Origin of the sequence: Flavobacterium sp. NKUCC04_CG (assembly GCF_019345525.1) — a bacterium.
In the GTDB taxonomy this organism is placed as follows: Bacteria; Bacteroidota; Bacteroidia; order Flavobacteriales; family Flavobacteriaceae; genus Flavobacterium.
This window is the reverse complement of record NZ_JAHKRA010000018.1, coordinates 41,763-58,170: the sequence shown is the minus strand read 5'-3', so window position 1 is coordinate 58,170 and position 16,408 is coordinate 41,763. Positions and strand designations below refer to the sequence as shown.

The 16,408-nt window shown below is 37.2% G+C and carries 12 protein-coding genes; 2 read left to right on the top strand and 10 right to left on the bottom strand.

Annotated features, from left to right (window positions below; all coding sequences use genetic code 11):
- Positions 1–481: 481 nt before the first annotated feature.
- Positions 482–1,708 carry an exonuclease subunit SbcD gene (locus tag KO524_RS12810; RefSeq protein WP_219294590.1) on the bottom strand — a complete coding sequence of 409 codons (1,227 nt, stop codon included), beginning with the start codon at positions 1,706–1,708 and terminating at the stop codon, positions 482–484.
- Between the two features lie 96 nt (positions 1,709–1,804).
- Positions 1,805–3,028: an MFS transporter gene (locus KO524_RS12805; RefSeq protein WP_219294588.1), complete on the bottom strand. Its 1,224-nt coding sequence runs from the start codon at positions 3,026–3,028 to the stop codon at positions 1,805–1,807.
- A gap of 95 nt (positions 3,029–3,123) precedes the next feature.
- Here KO524_RS12805 and KO524_RS12800 point away from each other — a divergent pair, with 95 nt between their 5' ends.
- Entirely contained in the window at positions 3,124–3,903 is a 780-nt protein-coding gene (locus KO524_RS12800; protein ID WP_219294587.1) for an AraC family transcriptional regulator, read from the top strand.
- 92 nt (positions 3,904–3,995) lie between these two features.
- Here the strand turns inward: KO524_RS12800 and KO524_RS12795 are convergent, their stop codons facing one another.
- The 7 genes from KO524_RS12795 to KO524_RS12765 all read right to left on the bottom strand — a co-directional run bounded on the left by KO524_RS12795 (position 3,996) and on the right by KO524_RS12765 (position 12,627).
- Positions 3,996–6,038, bottom strand: a complete 2,043-nt coding sequence (locus KO524_RS12795) for a dipeptidyl peptidase 3 (RefSeq protein ID WP_219294585.1) — start codon at positions 6,036–6,038, stop codon at positions 3,996–3,998.
- A 279-nt stretch (positions 6,039–6,317) separates the two neighbouring features.
- Positions 6,318–6,791 carry a protease complex subunit PrcB family protein gene (locus KO524_RS12790; protein ID WP_219294584.1) on the bottom strand — a complete coding sequence of 158 codons (474 nt, stop codon included), beginning with the start codon at positions 6,789–6,791 and terminating at the stop codon, positions 6,318–6,320.
- A 20-nt stretch (positions 6,792–6,811) separates the two neighbouring features.
- Positions 6,812–9,907: a S8 family serine peptidase gene (locus KO524_RS12785; protein ID WP_219294582.1), complete on the bottom strand. Its 3,096-nt coding sequence runs from the start codon at positions 9,905–9,907 to the stop codon at positions 6,812–6,814.
- A gap of 323 nt (positions 9,908–10,230) precedes the next feature.
- The gene (locus KO524_RS12780) at positions 10,231–10,794 is read right to left on the bottom strand and encodes a DUF1572 family protein (RefSeq protein WP_219294581.1); all 564 of its coding nucleotides are present in this window, start codon (positions 10,792–10,794) and stop codon (positions 10,231–10,233) included.
- Positions 10,795–11,298 (bottom strand): ClbS/DfsB family four-helix bundle protein, encoded by a 504-nt coding sequence (locus tag KO524_RS12775; RefSeq protein ID WP_219294580.1) that lies wholly within the window; start codon positions 11,296–11,298, stop codon positions 10,795–10,797.
- A gap of 2 nt (positions 11,299–11,300) precedes the next feature.
- A complete protein-coding gene (locus KO524_RS12770) occupies positions 11,301–12,062 on the bottom strand; it encodes an NYN domain-containing protein (RefSeq protein WP_219294579.1) in 762 nt (253 codons plus the stop codon).
- Positions 12,063–12,138: 76 nt separating this feature from the next.
- Positions 12,139–12,627, bottom strand: a complete 489-nt coding sequence (locus tag KO524_RS12765; protein ID WP_219294578.1) for a MoaF N-terminal domain-containing protein — start codon at positions 12,625–12,627, stop codon at positions 12,139–12,141.
- 369 nt (positions 12,628–12,996) lie between these two features.
- Between KO524_RS12765 and KO524_RS12760 the strand changes: the two genes are divergently transcribed.
- Positions 12,997–15,390: a TonB-dependent receptor domain-containing protein gene (locus tag KO524_RS12760; protein WP_219294577.1), complete on the top strand. Its 2,394-nt coding sequence runs from the start codon at positions 12,997–12,999 to the stop codon at positions 15,388–15,390.
- 62 nt (positions 15,391–15,452) lie between these two features.
- Here KO524_RS12760 and KO524_RS12755 read toward each other — a convergent pair whose 3' ends face one another.
- On the bottom strand, positions 15,453–16,400 hold the full coding sequence (locus tag KO524_RS12755; protein WP_219294576.1) for an alpha/beta hydrolase: 948 nt from the start codon (positions 16,398–16,400) through the stop codon (positions 15,453–15,455).
- Between the last annotated feature and the right edge of the window lie 8 nt (positions 16,401–16,408).

Here is a 16,408-nt window from a genome sequence, read left to right as displayed (position 1 = left end):
GGCTCCTTTTAATTCTAAAAATTCCTTGAATTTACCCTGTGGAATGATGATGGTTCTACGAAAGTTCTCGTAAGTCAATCCCAATACCAAAGTGGCATCGGCAGATTCCATTGGAATCCATGCCTCGTTTTTCCATTCATAGGCCAAACGTTCCATCGGTGTGGTTTCTTCAAACTTCTTTTTTCGTTTCCACGATACGGTAAATTTGAATTTACGCTCTTCAAAATTGGTAAAATCAAACTCGATATAAACCTTATCCGATTTTAAATTCAACATATTATATCCACGACTGTCTCGGCTATTTAAGCGTTCGGTTTCGCCATATAAGGCTAAACTGATCGCTTCCAATATCGATGATTTACCAGAACCTACACCTCCAAAAATCCCAAACAAACCCGACTGGGTCAAGGTCGTAAAATCAATGGTTTGCTTGGATTGATAAGAATACAATCCCTCAATAGTCAGTTGAATCGGTAACATATTATATATCTTTTTGTTGTCCGCTTATCTCTCGGAACAAATTCAATAATTCTTCGTTGGGTTCTTGCTTGTATTTAGACGTAAAGTAATCAACAAACAAGCCTTCTCTATTCTGTTCCAAATTAATGGAAACCTTGGCATTGCTAGCCTCCTTTAGTTTGGTCAATATTGGGATAATATGTATAATACCATCGTGGCTATCATAGAGTCGCTTTAGATCTGTGGTGGTGATAAACGTATCACTAACTATAGTCAATTCTACCAAAGCATAAGGATTTTCTAACAACCACGCTACAGCCAAATCAATCTGCTCAAATTTTTTTCGAAACAAAGGTCTCCCAGCTGTCAATGCAACAGGTTGATAGGAAACAGCTGCGCCGGGTTCTGCCTCGATAATCACCACTTGTTTCTGTTGCCCTGCTTCAGCAAAAGAATAACACAATGGACTACTCGAATAAACAACGGGATTTCGATTTCCACCAATATTTTGATATCGGTGTAAATGACCTAAAGCGGTATATTGAATTTGAGTTGGAATACTATCGGAATAGATCAAATCTGCATTACCGACCTTTAGTGGCTTTTCACCATCGGGTTCCTCTAAAATTTCACCACCGCGTTTTAACATATAAAGATGGGTGGTTAATATATTAACACCGCGATCATCACAATACCGATCAGCCAGAGCCGTCCAACTGTCGTGAAGTACTTTATTCATTTCCGCTTCTTTGTCCGCTGTGCCCAAATAGGTTTTTAAACGCAATTCATTAGCATAGGGCGTCGTAATCACGCGAAGTGGTATAGCTGAATGTGGCAGTGCGATTTCCAAAAAGCCGCGGTCGGTTTTTGTAATAGTAAATCCTCCTTCAATTTGGATGGGACGCAAAGTAGCCTGTGGATATCCTACAAATATAATCCCACACTCTAAAGCCAATGCATCCGGTGCATCGATTCGATCTGGACTATCGTGATTTCCGGCTATAGCAATTACCGGGCGTTGACCATTATTGGTCAATCGTTTTAAAGTTTTATATAACAACTCCACAGCCTCGACAGCTGGGTTAAACACATCAAATAAATCTCCTGCAACAATTACAGCATCAACCTGTTGCTCATCTGCAATCAAACATATTTCCTGCAATACCAGTTTTTGCTCGTCGATTCGAGAAAAAAAATCCATTCTCTTTCCCAAGTGCCAGTCTGCAGTATGAAGTATTTTTATAGCCATTATCTCCTTTTATCTTACAAATATAGGTTTTTTAGTTTGTTTGCCTTGCTGAAGATTCGTCGATATTTGAGAGTTGTTGTTCGATACGAGTTACGATTAAATAGTGCGTTCTTTACCCGCAATAATTCCAAATACCAACAACGATAAAGAAGCGACTAATAAGAGAACTAACGCATAACTCCAGTCTTGGGTATAATCATAAATCATACCGAATAAGGGAGGTCCGCAACCCGCTATTAAATATCCTATGGACTGTGCCATACCCGACATCTCGGTGGCATCTTTCCCGTTTTTAGTGCGCAATACAAAAAACATCATGGCTAAACTAAATGCCAATCCGCTTGCTATTCCAATGCTTATACACCATAAAACGATAAAATCTGTTTTAAAAACAATCATTCCCAAAATACCTATTGCCATCAGCAAAGCGGTAATCCAAACCAGCAGCACTTGGCTTTTCATTTTGCTTGCGATGATAGGCCCAATAAAGGCTAAAGGCAATTGTGCAAACTGTATCGTTGATAACATCCAACCGGAATCTACAGCAGACATGCCCCAACTTTGCAGTACTTTGGGAAACCAAGCCGCCGCGCAATAGAAAACCAACGACTGTATCCCCATAAACAGGGCGATACTCCAAGCCAATTTAGAGCGATATATTGCTGTTTTCACCGACGATTCCACCTCAGTATGCCGTTGAAGATTAGTGGTGCGTTTTTGTCTTTTGAGCTGCGGCAACCAAAACACTAAAGCCAATGCCGCCAAAAATATCCATACTCCAAGAGATCCTCTCCATCCATGTCCTGTAATTTGTCCGATTTGAATACTAAATCCCGCAGCTAAAGCTGCAGTTAAATTCATCGATACAGCATATAATCCAGTCATTAAACCCATGCTATCACTAAAATTATTTTTTATAAAAGCCGGCATCAAAACATTTCCGATGGTTATTCCAATCCCCACCAAGGCCGCTCCTAAAAACAAACTAGCTGTGCCGTCCATCGGTCTTATAAAAAGGCCAACAATCAAAATCATCAACGATACTAATAAAGTCGTTTCCATTCCAAATCTATTTGATATTCTCGGTGCAAAACCCGAAAGGGTTGCAAAAGCAATCAAGGGTATCGTAGTGACCATACCCGCCAAAAAGTTTGATAATTTTAAACTGTAACTGATTTCTGAGATTACCGGACCCACCGAAGTCAGCGGCGCGCGTAAATTGGCGGCAATCAACATGATTCCAACTATCATTAAAATGGTTGCTCCCTTGGAAGCTGCACTTTCATCTTCCGTTTTTACTGAAATTGCTTTCTTTTTCATTGTTGTGACGACTTAAAAATTCTTTATTGCAAAATTAATGTTGTAATTTTATTTAATATTGACAACCTTTATACTTAAAACGACAAATTACAATTATGCTAACAGAAGATTCTTTAGTTATCCTCGAGCGTTTGACCAAGAAGAGTTTTGTTTTACATCAAAATCATTGGATCTTTCCAGATACTTTTCACGATCATCCCAAAGGGCAATTGATTTTTGTTGAGGAGGGGTTTCAATATTTACACCTCGAAGATCAGGTGTATTTATTACCTCAGAATCATGCGGCGTGGATTCCATCAAGTTTACCGCATAAGAGTTCTTCTACCGCCACCAACGTGTATTTGCGCACCTTGTTTTACGATTGTGAATTAACCGATGATTTTTATAATCACTTACAAATATTTAGCGTACCGCAGGTGTTGCGGGAGATGATTTTATATACAGAGAAATGGTCGATGAATACCGCTGTAAATCAGGCAGAGGAATCGTTTTTATCGGCTATCTTATCAGAACTGCCGGCCTTTGCAAAGAATTCTTTGACGCTGAGTATACCGCTATCATCGAACGAGAATATCTTGGGAGTGGTTCGCTTTTTATATCAAAACTACCAACAAGCGGTTTCCATAGATGATTTGGCAAATCATCTACACTTTTCTACCCGAACACTTGAACGCTTATTTAAAAAAGAGACTGGCCTTACCATGGCTAAATACCTTCAATTGATTCGCTGTATCAAAGCGGTAGAACTGCTTAGTAATACCTCTTTGACAGTTAGTGAGATTGCCTATCAAGTTGGTTATAAAAGCGTGCAGTCTTTTAGTAATAGCTTTTATAATTTATTGGGTAAACGACCGCATGAATTTTTAAAAAAATAAAAACGTTTTAATTCTTCAAAATCCAACTCTAGCAACAACAAAAAAGCGCCTTATCAAATGAATGATAAGGCGCTTTTCGCATTTATATTACTCTAGTTGTTCAAAGGTAAAAAACCGTAGTTTTTAGAATAGTACAACATTTGTTCCGCAAAAGTTTTTGGGTATTCCATCTCAAAAGAAGTGATTTCACCTTTATCGTTAGTTTTAGGAACAATCACCGGATTTACAAATCCTCTATATGGAGCGGATTTGAATTTAGCGTTTCTTGCCAAAACTTCTTTGTGAATGGCTTGATCTACTTTTACACCGTAGTTTTCAACCAAATTCTGAGCGGCTTTATAATCACCTTCCGATTTTATTCTTTGCGTTTCTTTTAGCAACTCTCCAAACAAATCGTGTAGTTTTTCATAATTGGTAATGTTGAAATAGGTTTTTCCATCGCGCACGATTTTTTCGATAACGTTATCTTTTTTCCCTTTTTCATATACCCAAGCACTTACCCACTGACGATTTCTCATATGTGCTTCTTCGATGTCTGCTCCCAAATCTAGACGCACTAATTGCGTCATCAATCCATTACGGATATAACCATCATAAGCAGCCATTCCCATTTCTTTCCAATTGTCTACCAATCCCATTTCTTGCAATTTAGGATTGTATAAATAATAAAGCCCCACTAAATCCGCTCTACCTTCTTCTAAGGTAGAAGCATAACTTTTCAAGGTTTCTTTTGGTGTTCCCACACCCGGATTAATTTGTCCAGAAGCATGTCCTACTACTTCGTGTAGTGCTGTATGCATTTTATCAGCAATTTCGCCATACTTTTCCTCTAAACGCACTTCTTCCTCATCATGTGCAAACTCTTTTAAACGATCAGATCCACCGGCATGATTGTAAGCATCGATAATATTTCCTAATGAAATAGATTTAGAACCGTGTTCTGCACGAATCCAATCTGCATTAGGTAAGTTTACTCCGATAGGTGTACTCGGTGAAGCGTCGCCCGATTCCGAAGCTACTATTACGGTTTTGTAGGAAACTCCTACTACATTTTTCTTTTTATGAGCTGGTAATAAAGGTGAGTTGTCTTCAAACCATTGTGCGTTTTTAGAGATTACCTCCATTTTAGCCGACATATCAAAGTCTTTGATTTGTACAACGCTTTCATAAGATCCTCTATGTCCTAATGGGTCTGCATACACCTCGATAAAACCGTTGTTGTAATCGATATTACCTTCAGTTGCTTGAACCCAGGCCACATTATATTCATCCCATATTTTTAAATCTCCGGTTTGATAGTAGCGGATTAAAAGTCCTAATGCATCGGCTTGTTTTTGATTTTCTGCTACGGTTTTTGCTTTTTCTAACCAATAGATAATTTTATCGATAGCATCGCCATACATACCGCCACTTTTCCAAACTTTTTCCACCAATTTCCCATTCGCATCGCGAACCAATTTGGAGTTTAATCCTGTAGAAAGCGGACGTAAGGGATCTGCTGGTTTCATTTTGTTATAAAACGCATCCACCTCAGCTTCTGTGATTCCTTCACCATAGAAATTAACTGCCGATCCTTTTAAGAGACCTTTAGACAAATCTAAATTAACCTTTTTAGAATCTTGATTATTAAACAAAATCGCCACCACTTCTGGAGCTAATTCTGCTTTAGTTGTACTCATTAATTCTTTGAAATACACTTCAGAAAATTCCGGTTTAATCTTTTCATTGGAATAATGATGATGTATACCATTTGAAAACCAAACTCTTTTAACATAGGTTTCAAAGTTCTGCCAATCGGGTGTGGCTTTATCTCCTGCAAAATTCACATAAATGTGTTCTAGAGCTTGTCTAATTTTTAAATTGTGCTTATAATTCTGGTCCCAGATAATATCGCGACCCGCCATTCCAGCTTGACTCAAATAATAAACTAAGGTTTGTTCTTTTAATGTTAGATTTTCCCAACCCGGTACTTGATATTTTAAAACTTCAATATCGGCAAATTGATCAATACTAAATTCAAAATTCTCTGTTCCTGCTTTTAGCTCTTCATTTCCTGTTCCCTCAGTTTTTGTTTTGTTACAAGCCAAAAACATCGATGAAGCTAAAACTACACAAGCAATGGTGTTTAATTTCATAATGTGGTAATTTATTGTTTTTTAGAAACCTTGTACACTCGTTTTGCCTTTATCCAATTGTTTTTAAGGAACCCTTCGAGGCAACAACGATACTTTGTATACTGTTTGTATTTCAACAAATATATAAAATATCGAAATAGTACCACATTTTAATTGCGGTTTTAAAAACAGACTAGCTATTTTGATGTCAATTCACTCGCAATTAAACCCTTCTTGTTATCCAATCTAAAAAAAGAAAGCCGCATGTGCGGCTTTCAAAATTAGAAATTCTACTCAATGTTAAAGTTCCGTATAGACAAAAGGTTTATCAATTTTGGGAATTTTAACGATGTGGTAAGGTCTTGTAGGCGCTTGGGTAATTCCACCTACTTCCTCATTCAATCTACCGATTGACACGAGCACTTGTTGTTCATATTCGATAATTTCAACGATATCAATACTGAAACCACCAAATATTCTCGTTTGATCAAAGACCGCTACCAGCGTGGAGGCATCAAAATCAATGGGTTGTAGTTCTTGATTGATATGCACTTGAAGTAACAAATTCTGCCAGGTTAGTTGATCATCAATAGTGACAAATAATTTATCATTCGAATCCGCTAACTCTCCGTATGCCATTACGCTACTTTGTACGACATTTTCCATTTCCAATTTTAACGGAGTAAATTCAGTTTTTTCATTTAGACTTTCCGTTTCAGTTGTACATGCTATCATTACCCATAATAATCCTGTGATTAAAAGAAATTTTCTCATTTTTGTTCCATTTTATGTTGTTAATCAATTAATAAATTTCTCATTTCGACCAATTCACCATTACAATACAACGCTAATTTATACAATCCTCTGAGCTGCCCAGAAATATCAATCACCTTGTGATTCCTATGCACATCGATCGGATACAAGCGTTCTTCGCCACTAACCCCATAAAACGGTATCAATTTTAAGTGGGCTTCGGAGCCTACATTGATTTCATAATTGACCTGTAAGCTCGTTGTAGCCGGATTAGGAAAAACCTCCTTGAGTACATTGTGCTTGAAGTGGACTGCAATAGCAGCATAATCTTTATAACCATCGGCATCGGCAATCACTTCCAAAGTATATTGCTGTTGGCTGTTGGCTATTAGCGATAATTCTCTACCGCTGTCTATTAAGTTCTGTTCGGCATCGTACCAATTATACGTAGCTGGTTCGCCAATATCTTTAGCTGATAGCGTGAATCTTTCTCCTAAACTCACCGTTCTATCGGTACCGGCATCAGCGCGGAAGGGAACCCGCTGTGTTTTTTTGACCAAGTAAGCTTCCCCACCTATAAAACGCTGATCTATTGTTTTCCTTTGGATGACATGATATTGATATTGTTCGGAATTTCTAGCCGTTTCAGCTAAAAAATTAAACTTTAAATTCGCCGTTCCACTATAATGAGGCGGAAGTACCAAGTTTTCTAATCGCGCCTGATTTGTTCTTATCTTGATGGTATTGGGGTGGTTTCTAACTACAGAAACCCCTTGTCCGCTGCGTCCATTGTGCAACCAAGCCTGATACAAATTGTCACTTAAGATGAGCTGAATCTCCACTTCGTTTAAAGCCATTGCATTCGGTATTTCTCCCTCTGGGAAAATTTCTAAATCAAAAGCGGTAGTAGTTTCAAAAGGATTTGTTATACGTACGACACCTCCTAAGGCTTGGTTGGGTTGAATATTGACAACCGTCAAGTTTTTCCATGCAATGTTGTTGTTGTTGCGCACATTGTCTGCCAAAGAAAACACTTCATTAAAGGTCATCGGATCTTCTGTCGAAATTATTCTGCTCAACAGACAGAAATGCCAAGGTTCTGGATTGATATCATGATAATCCCGCGGGTTTGGTACCCTCCAAGGGAAACTCACAAGGATTTCTTGGCCGGGTTGCAAAATCGGGATGGCTTGAGTTCCAATAATTCCTCCCATTGGAATTCCATTGTGAGTTATGCTTCCATCCCAGTAATCGGGCCACATTAAAGAAGTACTGGCTTTAGCCCAGTGTAATTTTATCGAATCGTTAACTGTCGAAGCTTTTGTCCCTATGTTTTTTACTCGAACATATACGTAATTGGCTTGTTGGTTGTGGTATTGCGGGTTTTGATGTTCCTCTTGACCATCGGGTTGATTCCGCACCCAAATGTCTGGACTGTTATAAATAACCGGACCGGTAGCTAAATCGGGTTCTGCTCCGACATCTAATATGGAATTACGAATGTGTAAATCGAGATTTAATGTTTCCTGTGCACTTCGTACCGCAGCATAAGCATCTATAAGTCCATATCCCATTTCGGAACTCCATTCTCCATTAGGGCGGTCCCTATACGTACTATAATTGTAGAGATCCGTTCGTACAGGTCTTGCTGTACGTTCAATGAGGTCGCGTACTTCTTGTCCCGTTAAATCTGGATTGACGGCTAAAACCAAAGCTGCTACTCCTGCAACAAAAGGACAGGCAGAAGAAGTACCATTAAAATTGTGGACATAATCCGTTGGATCATAGCCCGCCCTTCCTTGTCTGTCTGTAGTTACAATCTTTACTCCGGGAGCAACTACATCTAATTTGGATCCATAACAACTTCCCCACTGCTCGTTGTCACAAGAAGTGGGTGATTTTCGCTGTCCACATGGACTCATGGCCCCGACTACTAAAATCTCCGAAAAATAACTTCCCGGATACCTTACGTTAGTATTATTCTCATTCCCGGCAGCAAAAACCACGATACAGCCCTTACCATCACGTCCCTTGGTTAGAGCATCATATATGGCATCGGTAATCATATGCGATGGTGCATACCCCCCCCAGGAATTACTTATAACATCCACGCCATTTCGCCAAGCCCACGAAAAACCATTGGCCAACATCAGTGGGGTATCCGAGAACATTAGGTTAATACTGATCGATATCAAACTGGCTTCGGGTGCTATTCCACTAATTCCTATTGCATTGTTTTGAACAGCACCCACAATTCCCGCACAGGGAGTTCCATGTGATCCTCTAACTTGCGCCGGCGAGGTTGCTGTAGTAGCATCGTAACCGACTCCATGTACATTGACTTGCAAATCGGGATGATTCATTTCAAAACCATGGTCGAAAATAGCTACCTTCGTTCGGGCTCCCTTAGTAATGTTCCACGCTTGTTCGGCACGGGTATCCATACCGGGGATTCCTCCGTATTGCCCCGTATTTTTTAAACCCCACTGATTGTGGAAAAAAGGATCGTTCGACAATTGTAAATTGTGGTATATAAAAGCCGGTTCGGCACTTTCAAAGAGTTCGGACTCGAAAAAATCATTAGCCAATTCTAACGGATTTTTATCTGAATTAGGAGAAACATTGATTACATACCACAAAGGCATGTATTCGTTGTAACCGAGAACTTTAAGCCCTAAACTAGCTGCTTGCTTTTTCAATAATTCGACATCTTCTGCCTTTTTTAATTTTACATAGAAATTATTAGACAAACCTAAAACACCACCTTCTGCTGTTTTAAATGTAACAAAAGCATTTAATACCGATTTTTGTCGTTTGCTGTCTTCTACCAGTTTCAAGTAATCGGATACACTTAAATCGTCTGCTAAATTTATTTCATAATAATAGGTCTCTGTTGAAGTCAACATGTTTCCACTATCCTCAACCAGACTATTTCTAGTATAATCTTGGGATATGTTTGAAAAAGTAACCTGATCTCTTTTATAATCAATTGTTGGTTGATTCGTATTCATGGAAACTCTTTTTAAATCCAGTTCCAAGAAAACCTTCTCACCTTTATAATAATAAAAGTGTTCTTGTGCTTTTGCTGCAATTACTAAAAACAAAACCACGACTAAGAAAAATAATTTCTGTTTCATATTTTAGGATTTTAATGATTAATTAAAGTTAAAAACTGCCAATTGGTAGCAAAAAACATATTTTTTACATAACGAAAAATATATAATAAATCTTAATTAAAAAACTAAACTTAAAATTTTAACAGCTATAAAAACAAAATTCAGGTAACTAATAATCAATGGATTAACTTAAAAAAACTTCTTCAAATCGCCCTAAAATATAAAATCAACTACGATTTTAAATGATTTATATAATAATTAAAAAAGACCATAAAAAACAACCTCGCTTTAAGGAGGCTGATTTTTATGGTCTTAAAACGACGCGATAACCCAGAATTGGTTTTTTATTTTTTTAGAAAATCATCCGTAAAATGTTTGTCGGTATTGGGGTTCGAAAATTTTTGGTCGTTGTATTGCAAAGACCCTCCTTTTGGAATAGATAAACTCTGCCAATCGGTATTCATCAGCATTTTCCCTTCAAAAACAATTTGCCCGATATGGTATGGGTAATGCGAAACTTGCCGTATAATGGCATCAAATGCGCTTTGTTCTTGACCGCGTATAACTACGTTTTTATCCAAATCATCGTCGGTTAATGCCCTTAAACTGTCAAGCATACAATCCCAACCTTGATCCCATTTTTTAATGAGTTCATGTCGGTCATAAAATCCTTCGGCAAATTCAGCATCGCGATTTCGATAGGGTTTCTCGCCGTCAGTCGTTAAAAAGTCTGTCCACCTCGACAACATATTACCACTGATATGATTGATTAACATAGCAATGGAATTACTGGTTTCATTGTAAGTCCAATTGAGTTGGTCTTGAGATAATATCAGTATGGTTTTATCTCCCAACAGGCGATAGTATTCTAGTTGTTTAATAATACTATCTAATTTTGTCGTATTCATCTAGGTTGATTTTAAGTATTTTGAAATTCTGTTTTTAGCATTATTAAATGGCGATGCGGTATTAAATTGAATCATTCTACCCAAGGTCCATTTGCCATACCACGGTTTTTCATATAATTCGAAATTCGTTGTTAATTCAATATTTCGTAAAATCTCAAATACCGTTTTATCCAAAAGGTTCATTAATTCATCTAGACTATAATTTTCATAATCCCGATAAAACTGCTTCGCTAAGTTTCCCAATTGGTTCCATTTGTATCCGGTTTCGGGAAAGTCAATTTCTCCTATATTATCGCGATTGTACTGCCATTTCAAAACCAATTGTCCCCAACCTATCAAATATGACATCAAATCTTCCAAACTCATTTGAGTGTCTTTGGCATGCCCTTCCATCAATTTAGATGTTGTTTGAGAAGAAGGAAAACGACTGATTTGAATTTTTAATAAACGATAATTTTTCTCGATAGCATCGATTAACTGCTCTTTGTTATTCGGCACAGCCATACTTATCCAATTCTTTTAACCATAGGATGGTTTAGTCCACCCACTTCATTACGAATGATTTCATACCCTTTTAAACTTCCAAAGAGTTGGGTTAAATTTTTAAAACCGTATGCTCTTGAGTCGAAACTGGGTTTTAGTTTTCTAAGGTTGATTCCGACTTGAGCAATATAAGTTTCTACTTCTTCATTAACCGACATATCAAAAGCCTTATCAATCAATTTGATATCCGATTTCGACAATTCTTTGATTTCTAAATCCTCTGTAGGATGACTCTCTGCTTTTTTGACAGAAACCACATTGGTATCTTTAGAAGAGGTCCTCTTTCTGGGAATTAAATTTTCGCAATAGGTAAATATTTCACAGGACTGCACAAAAGCATTTGGTGTTTTCTTTTCACCAACACCCATAACAAAAATTCCCTCTTCACGTATTCTCTTAGCCAAGCCCGTATAATCGCTATCACTAGAAACGATACAAAAACCATCAACCATTTTATCGTGTAAGATATCCATGGCATCTATAATCAAAGAACTATCTGTGGAATTCTTTCCTGTTGTATAGTTAAATTTTTGAATAGGGCTAAAAGACAAATCGTTTAATAGGTCTTTCCAACTATTCATTTGCGGTGTGGTCCAGTCTCCATAGATTCTTCTAATGGTAACTTTTCCGTACTTGGAAACTTCTTCTAAAATCAATTCAAGAAGTTTCGGTTGTGCGTTGTCGCCATCTATTAAAATGGCGATATTATTATTGGACTTCTCCATAATGTTTTTGTGTTTTTTAAATTATTATTTATAAAAACGAATCCGTTTTTAGTTTTAAACGAAAACAAGGAACAGTTTACTCACCAAACTCAAATTTACCATCAACAAACAGACTAGAGCGTCCACCTCGTCCGCTTTTTGTATCTGCAAAGGACCAAAAAGCTTTTACGTCGCCCGTTTTGGTATTGATAATTTGACTGACAGTAAAGCCGCTCTCCTCAATCCAGTTTACAAAATATTCTTGTTCAGAAATTTGAACATAATTAATTTTTTCATCCCCTTGGATAATTTCATTTTTATCATTCGTCGTTTGCCAGTGCATCCGAGTTTCATCTATGTATTCTACCTCGGCAATTCGATCGGGAAAAATAATTTTCCCCTTGCGGCCTAGCAACTGATATTCCTCAGTATTTTCCATCAGTTTCTCTACGGTTAAATCCGAAGGAATTTCTATGGAACTTTCCAATTCCTTTACTTTTTTCCGGTCGCAGGAAACCGATAAAGTTAGCACAGCTATTGCTATTAACAGTGGCAGTTTATAAATTATAGCAGTTGTCTTTTTCATAGATTTAACCATTATTTCTATTTTTTATAGATGTTCTTTCTCCATCCACTTATCGGTTTGTAGGGCACGAAAATCACTCCTACTTGAACCACAAAAAACAATGCACCTCAAGCATATTTCTTTTATAGTACAAATTACAATTTTTAAGCCACTTTTGCTCTTTTTGCAGCATTTTTTATATTAAAATCATTCTAAATTAAAATCAACCGCCTCAAAAAATAAACACAAACCTTTAAAAACAAACCCTTTATATAACTGAAAAACCTGTTTTCGAAATTTTATCCCTTTGAGGTGTAACAAAAAGTAAAATTGGTGGTCTATTACAGTAACAAAAGTGAAAGGAAAAACTAAACTATCAATTTATAACAAATGAAACTAAAACTAAGCCTACTTTTATTCTTTGGAATACTCACCAGTAGTTTTGCTCAAAACAAAGTAAAAATTTCGGGGAATATCTTAGACAAAGACCTTAAGCAAGCCGTGCCCTATGCGACGATTTCGGTCAAAGAAAACGGTATAGTGGTTACGGGTGCGATGACCGACGACAATGGAAATTTTACAGTACCAAATTTAGGTGCTAAAAATTACAGTGTTGATATTCAATTTATCGGTTATAAAACCTTACACAAGCAGGCTGATTTGACCAACGGAAGCGATTTAAATTTAGGCGTACTGTATATTGAATCGGAAGCGATAACGCTTGACGGTGTAAATATCATCGCTGAACACTCTACTATAGAGCAAAAAATCGACAGAAAAGTAATCAATGTTGGTCGCGATTTAACTACTGCAGGAGCAACAGCTTCCGAAATCATGAATAATATTCCTTCTGTCAATGTGGATCAAGACGGTAAATTATCTTTGAGGGGAAATGATAATGTGCGTGTATTGGTGGATGGGAGACCAACCAATATAGAGGCTTCTCAGCTGCTAAAGCAAATCCCATCATCATCTATTAAAAAAATAGAATTGATTACCAATCCAAGTGCTAAATACAACCCAGAAGGCATGTCGGGTATAATCAACATCATTTTGCACAAAAATTCTAACGACGGTTTTAACGGTTCTTTGAGTTCTGGTGTTACGATGAAAAATGAGCCTAGAGGAAATACCACTTTAGATTTAAACTATAGAACTGGCAAAGTCAATTTCTTTGGAAACGGCGGAAACAACTTTGGGAAATCGTATAATGGCGGTAATATGTATCGTTTTGATCAAAAATCGTCTCAAGTCCTCACTATGAATAACGATAACGATTCTTATCTATATAAACTGGGTATGGATTATTTTATCAACGACAACAATACCTTGTCTTTTTACACCAACCAAAACACTATTGATGGTATAAGTGAAGTGCGTACCGAAATATTTTATCCAAAAGGTGTGTTTAAAGATATTGATCAATATACAAATTACGATTCTTCCAATAGAAACGGTACTTATAATTTAGCTTACAAACACCTATTTAAAAAAGAAGGTCATACGCTAGATGTTGAAGCAAACTATAGCGATTATACGAGCAAGCAAGTTGCTAATTTCAATACTTTGGAAGGAAAGACGACTGATTTTTATAGCGACCATATCGACGACAAAAACAATATGACTACGGTGAACATTGATTATGTAAATCCGCTATCTAAAACGGCTACTTTAGAATTGGGGGCAGAATCTCGAATTACGCGTTCTGAAAATACCTATCAGTCGAATAATAGCAGACCAGAAACAATAAAAGATTCTAATTATAATTACGACACCGACATCTTTTCGGCTTATGTAACCTTTGGTCAAAAATTCAGCAAATTCAGCTATCAATTGGGTGCTCGAGTAGAAAGTTATCAAGTGGATGCCAAAACCAACGGTTCCAAATCCTTTAAGGACGATTATATCACTTTATACCCTTCAGCTTATTTGACCTACAATCTTACGGATAGCAACACTTTACAGTTGAGTTATAGCCGTAGAGTAGATAGACCGGGCTTGTTTCAAACCAAACCGATTCGCGAGTTCTCTACTCCTACCGTAGTGAGTATTGGGAATCCAGAATTAAGACCTCAATTCACCAATTCTATAGAGCTAAACTATACCAAAATATTATCAAAAGGTAGTATAACAGCTGGAGTATATTACAGACGTATCAACGACGAAATCAATCGTGTTGTATATCAGGACGTCGAATCTAGCAATGAAAATGCCATGATCATGTCTTACGACAATTTTGACAACAATTCGGCTTATGGTTTTGAAATTTCAGCCAATTATAGATTAACTACTTGGTGGGATATCCAACCGGCAGTTGACTTTTCAGCCTTATCTCAAAAAGGACTTATTGCTATCAAAAATCCAGTTACAGAAAAATTGGATTTTACGCAACGCGAAGTGGATGCCAACGCCTTTAATGCCCGTTTAAACAGCAATTTTAAAGTTACTAAAAACTTTAGATTGAATTTATTTGGTTTTTATCGCGGTCCAGTAGATGGGATTCAAATGAACAGTAAGGAAATGTATAAAATTGACGCAGGTGCTCGATACAGCATGCTTAATAACAAGTTGACATTTAGTTTGCGTGTGAACGACATTTTTGATACCATGAAATACGCCTTTGATTCGGAATATCCATTTCCACAAAAAGGACAGTTTACTTGGGAAAGCCAAAACGTTTACTTCGGAGTAAATTACCTATTTGGCGGTTCAAAGAATAAAGCCATGCAACGAAAACATCGCGAAGACAATACCAAACAAGGTAGTGCTGGAGGTATGTTTTAGATAACCCTATATTTTAAATAGTAAAAAATGGCTGTTCGTATATAACAGCCATTTTTTTTGTTTTAGAGTTTCTCCAACCACGTTCGCGTTTGTTGAAAAACGACATCACGAACTGTTTTTTGTGATAAAAACAAGTCGTGCAATCCCTTTTTAGCTACAAAATGACTGACCTTAGTTCCCATTTTTAAACCAATACGTTCGATATCTGCAACATTTAAAACCAAATCGGCTTCTTGAGCCTTGGGGTTCCATTTTTTTAATTTAAGACTCTTATCAGAATGCATCAATAAGATCGGTAAATCAAGGGACTTGTTTTTTATGGTAGATTGCGCGCTATGAACCGCAGAAATCCAGGCGTAAAAAGCAGGAAAAGCCTTTATGGGTTTCCAGTTTTCATTATATTCCCACTCGCCATGACAACGCTTTAACAAGGATTCTCCATAAACATTGGAAACGCCTCCTTTAAATGAGGCATATGGATTTAACTTTACCATCAAATCGGATACGGAAGGAATACACCACTTTACTAGCTTGGGCATATTAAAATCCAAAAAAGGAGAATTAAGAATTAAGCCTGCAATTTGGTAGCGCAATGCACCATTATGGGCGTAGTAACTCACCAACAAACCACCTGTACTATGTCCCATTAGCACCAATTGGGTTTCTGGATTTTTGGTTTTGATAAAATTGATGGCGTAATCTAAATCTTCAAAATATTCCTTTAACGAACGGCAAAAATTTGGATGTTGATGTGCCAATAGCGAGCGTCCGTATTTTCTTAAATCAAGTGCATAAAAATCGACTTCAATTTGATTATAAGCTTCCATCAGATGCTCTTGGAAGAAATAGTCTGAAAATCCATGAACATAGAGAATGGTTTGACGGGCTGCCTGCCCTTCTCTTTTATTATTTCTCGATTCTATGACTGTAGCTACTACCTTTCCTTCATAGTCAAAAGGAAACTCGCGAATGTGTCGAATGGTGTTGGGTGTGGTAAGGTGTAGGTCCATAAAAATAT